The sequence below is a fragment of the candidate division WWE3 bacterium genome, assembly GCA_026396615.1.
Taxonomy (GTDB): domain Bacteria; phylum Patescibacteriota; class WWE3; order JAPLWK01; family JAPLWK01; genus JAPLWK01.
The window spans coordinates 128,984-133,681 of record JAPLWK010000010.1 but is presented as its reverse complement, the minus strand read 5'-3'; the positions used below and the strand labels follow the sequence as shown (position 1 = coordinate 133,681).

Genomic DNA, 4,698 nt, shown 5'->3' with positions numbered 1-4,698 from the left:
CGTAGATTCTCTTTCTTTAGACCTTTGAGATTTTTATATTGTTTGGTGGTGAGTCCCGTCCAAGCGCGCGTTATTTCGTTAGTTAAAATCGCAAACTCCAAACCTTCCTTAACTCCTCTAATTTCCCACTCATCTGTTAAAGCTTTCCGAATTTCGATGCTTTTTAAGCGTTGGTTTATCCAGTCCTTGCTATAACCCTTTTGAAGATACGTTCTTAGCGCTCGATTGATGGCTAATTCCGGATCGGCCGTTTCTTCCAGTCGTTCGTAGCCAACTTGAGCTAGCCATAACTTAAAGGGCTCGGCTTTAGGAGAAGGAATACTTTGAATAATCCGTAACATCACTTCTGTATCTGCGACATCTGTGAGGTAATACTTGCTATCAGAAGCTTTCATTTTCAGTTGTACGATTTTCTCGTACACCTCACTACCCTCGGCTTGTAGCTTAATCTTTAGATCACTCCAGTATCTTCGAGGAATTGAACTGCCCGACAAAACTCCAATGACGTCAATTACAGAGAAAAACCACAACTCTTTATCAGCATCCCAATGTCGACGAATCTGGTTTCCTTCAAAAATAGCAATTTTATTTGCGGGCATATTGCTTCTGGCTGTACCACGTTAGATCTTGCCTTTTTGTCACGTAATGCCTTGAAGGCAAACGTGACACTCTAAAGCTCTAGATTCGTAGTGGCCACTCGTCAAGATCTTTACGTGGAGCGGGTGAAGGGACTCGAACCCTCGATCTTCTCCATGGCAAGGAGACATTCTGCCACTGAACTACACCCGCCTAGAGGTTGGTCTTGCAACATTCTATTGTGTTAGAATACGGTTGTCAAAGGCTAATACGTGGTGGTCGTAGCTCAGTTGGTTAGAGCGTCGCCCTGTGGAGGCGAATGTCGTGGGTTCGAATCCCATCGATCACCCCAAAACTCATTGCTCCTTACATTTAAAAGCAATACACTGGAGCTGTGACTGCCCCCAAAAAGCCCTGGCTGCTGACCCCCAAAGAAATATTGGCCTCTCTTGAAAGCTCGCCAGAAGGCCTGAGTGAAGCTGAAAGTAAAAAAAGGCTAGCTGAGTACGGGCCTAATAAAATCGCAGCTAAAAATCAGCGGACGGCCTTAAAGATCTTTATATCTCAATTCCAAAACTGGTTGATCTTAGTCCTCGTGGGAGCGACGGCTATCTCTTTTTTACTTGGTGAACATCTTGACGCCGTCGTTATCCTGTCTCTAATCATCGTTAGTGTTCTGATGGGCTTTTATCAAGAGTATCGAGCTGAATCGGCCCTTAAAAAACTGCAAAAATTTATTACGCATCACTGCCAATTAATGAGATCCGGTCACTGGCAAGCTATTAATAGTGAAGACTTAGTTCTTGGAGACATCGTAGAACTGCACATTGGCGATAAGGTTCCGGCTGACCTGCGGATTATTAATTGCGACGGACTGTCGGTTGACGAAGGAGTCCTCACCGGGGAATCAGCGCCAGTTTTGAAGCAAGTTATAGCGATTAAGACTACGAAAGAAACACCAGCTGACCTTACCAACATGCTTTTTATGGGGTCGTTTATTTCCGGCGGCAATTGCCGGGGAATAGTCACAGCGATCGGGACCGGCACATTCTTCGGTCAAACAGTTATGGCATTGGAAAAAAAGGCTCCTCTAACCGATTTTCAAAAGGAAACCCAAAAATTCAGTAACTTTCTTTTTAAAGTTATTTTGTTATTAACGATTTTTATCTTCGCTTCCAACTCGATCCTTGGGAAAGGCCTTTTAAGCTCTTTGCTGTTTGCTCTGGCGTTGACCGTGGGCATTACTCCGGAATTACTACCGGTAATTACGACGATTACTCTGTCTCAAGGCGCCCTAAAAATGGCCAAACTTAAAGTTGTCGTGAAACGGTTAATGGCGGTTGAAGATTTCGGTAATATTGACACGCTCTGTACCGACAAGACAGGTACACTAACAACTGGAATTTTTAGTTTAGCTAGTTTTATAGATATTAAAGGTGACATCAGTTTAGATTTATTGATGGAGGGACTGCTTTGCTCCACTAGGAATAATCCAACCGACATAGCATTGTGGATGAGCGTCGACGCTAAAAAACTGGAACCTAAAGTCAAACAATATCAAATAATTGACGTTAATGAGTTTGATTACGAACGGCAGCGGATGAGTGTGGTGGTGGCACTGGATGACAACAAAGAACTGATCACTAAAGGCGCCCCGGAAAGCGTTTTAAAAGTCTGTAAATTAGATAAAAAGCAGCACGAAGCACTTAAGCTGCAAGTTAAAAAATACGAAGAATCGGGTTTCAGGGTTCTCGCTGTCGCCAAGAAATATTTTGGTGACCAGACGTCAACCCTAAAAGATGAGTTCGATCTAGACTTTAGCGGCTTCTTGCTTTTTAGAGACCCCATTAAACCTTCCGCCATCGAAGCTCTAAAATTACTCCAAAGATTACAGGTGAACATTAAAATTATTAGCGGTGACAGTGTAGAGGTCGTTAAAAAAGTCGCTGCTGAGGTTGGTCTAAGTGTTGACAGGATCGTTTCCGGAGAAATGCTGGAGGAGCGCAATCCGACTGAATTTGAGGCGCTAATCAAAGATAACATTTTATTTGCCAGAGTGACCCCGAAGCAGAAATATGACATTGTCGCCACTCTCAATAAAGAAGGCCATATTGTGGGATTCCTCGGTGACGGGGTAAATGACGCCCCGGCATTAAAAGCCGCGGATGTTGGGATTGCGGTTAACACCGGCTCCGAAGTGGCTAAAGAAGCCGCCAGCATTATTCTGTTACATAAGGACCTAAAAGTGTTAGCGGAGGGAATTGAACTCGGGCGAAAGACGTTTGGAAACATCACTAAATACATTTTTATTACAATTAGCGCTAACTTTGGTAATATGGTAACTCTCGCCGCTTCGTCACTATTTTTACCGTTTATCCCACTTCTACCGGCCCAAATTCTACTAAATAATTTCCTAAGTGACATTCCCATGTTGGCAATCGCCAGCGACAATGTTGACCACAAATATACATTGCGACCGCGCCGTTGGAATATTAATCTAATTCGTAATTTCATGATTTATTTTGGAATTATTAGTAGTGTCTTTGACCTAGCTTTAATTATTCCATTGATTTACTTTTTTAAAGCCTCACCGGAAGTTTTCCGAACGGCCTGGTTTGTTGAATCGGCCCTATCCGAAATGCTAATTCTCTTTGTGGTCCGTACTCGACTATCTATTTTTAAGAGCGTCCCCAGTCGCCTAATTACCATCCTGGCGATCCTCTCAATGATAATCGCTACCGGTATTACTTTTTTGGGTATTGGGCGTGGCATTTTTAGCTTTACAAGTTTGAAATTTCCAATTTGGCTATGGATCGGTATTGTACTCCTAAGTTATTTTGCAGTGACCGAAATAGTTAAACATTATTTCTTTAATAAATTCGATTCTGAGCCCAAGTAATATCGGTTTTTATTGATATACTAAGAAAATGGAAAAAGCCGCCAGTAGATTAGACCTAATAATTTTATACTTTAAATTCGGGGTCCTTGATCTTTCTATGGGGCTCTTGCTAGGTTTGGTGCTCTCCATAATTTTTAAACAATCTCATAACTATTTTGCCTACGCCTTAGGATCAGCGGCTGCGGTGCTACCGGATCTGGACCTAATAATTAAGTATCTATTACATAATCCTAAAATAAAAAGCCACCGTGAACTGATTCACAAACCATTATTAATTATTCCCGTTTTATTTCTAATAACTTTGCTGTCACATGGAAGTATCTATCTGGTTGTTTTGACGACTGGAGTGTGCTGGCACTTTTTCCACGACACTTTAGGCGATCTAAATTGGCCCGGGTTGCCACTATGGCCTCTACCATACCGCTTAGGAATTAGATCCCACTACGACGGTAAAGTCACCAATTTTAAAAACCTGCAGATAATTAAGGTTTCAGAAATCAAATACGTAGAAAAAGCGGCTAAAACAAAAATCGAGATTATTTGCTACGCTAAAAAACTGGAGTTAGAAAATTTAATCGCTTTAATATTAATTTTTATAACCATCACAATTGTAGTGGCGACATTTCACTAAGTGACCCCTTAAGGGCATGACACGATCTTGATATTTGGTCATAAAGCGACAACTATTTTTGAAGAATCCACCCCATTTGGTCTAGTCGCTGTGACCGAAGAAAAAGGGCTACGTCGCTTGATAATCGACAAACTTTACACTCACTCTATCTATAAAAAAGACCCCAAACCAACCGGTGATGTTTACTGGGACTATTTTTTAGTGTCTCGAGCTTTTCTTGACTGTGATCCAGTAAGTATCTGTATCCTTGGACTCGGTGGCGGCACCGCGGTTCATTACTACAATCGTTATTTTCGACCGGAGAGAATTGACGGAATAGAAATAAATTCGACCATGATTAAAGTTGCTAAAGAGTATTTTGACCTTAATCATCCAAACCTAAAAATAATAAATCAAGGCGCCGTTGAATACATGCGAGAGACTTCACAAAAGTACGACTTGATCTTAGTGGATTTATACGAAGGGGGCGGCCAAGCCAAGAACACGAATTCACCGGAGTTTTATGCTGATATGCGACGCTGTTTGACTGAAGGAGGTCTAGTCGCCGTTAATCGCTTCTCGCTTCATAGTCATAAAAAACTAAACGACGAGT

4 protein-coding genes and 2 tRNA genes are annotated in these 4,698 nt (G+C 41.9%); 4 read left to right on the top strand and 2 right to left on the bottom strand.

Annotated features, from left to right (window positions below):
- Positions 1–599 (bottom strand): BRO family protein (locus tag NT141_03645; protein ID MCX6784127.1); only part of this gene is annotated, 599 nt, incomplete at its 3' end.
- 115 nt (positions 600–714) lie between these two features.
- Positions 715–789, bottom strand: a tRNA-Gly gene (locus NT141_03640).
- A 62-nt stretch (positions 790–851) separates the two neighbouring features.
- On the opposite strand from NT141_03640, the gene NT141_03635 reads away from it, so the two are divergent.
- The 4 genes from NT141_03635 to NT141_03620 form a co-directional block, all read left to right on the top strand.
- A tRNA-His gene (locus NT141_03635) sits at positions 852–928 on the top strand.
- A 42-nt stretch (positions 929–970) separates the two neighbouring features.
- The gene (mgtA, locus tag NT141_03630; protein ID MCX6784126.1) at positions 971–3,475 is read left to right on the top strand and encodes a magnesium-translocating P-type ATPase; all 2,505 of its coding nucleotides are present in this window, start codon (positions 971–973) and stop codon (positions 3,473–3,475) included.
- A 28-nt stretch (positions 3,476–3,503) separates the two neighbouring features.
- Positions 3,504–4,106 (top strand): metal-dependent hydrolase, encoded by a 603-nt coding sequence (locus tag NT141_03625; GenBank protein MCX6784125.1) that lies wholly within the window; start codon positions 3,504–3,506, stop codon positions 4,104–4,106.
- A gap of 90 nt (positions 4,107–4,196) precedes the next feature.
- Positions 4,197–4,698 (top strand): methyltransferase domain-containing protein (locus NT141_03620; protein ID MCX6784124.1); only part of this gene is annotated, 502 nt, incomplete at its 3' end.

Bases quoted from the DNA above. Each gene is read 5' to 3' on its own strand.
- NT141_03625 (MCX6784125.1), top strand. From the start codon at position 3,504: ATGGAAAAAGCCGCCAGTAGATTAGACCTAATAATTTTATACTTTAAA.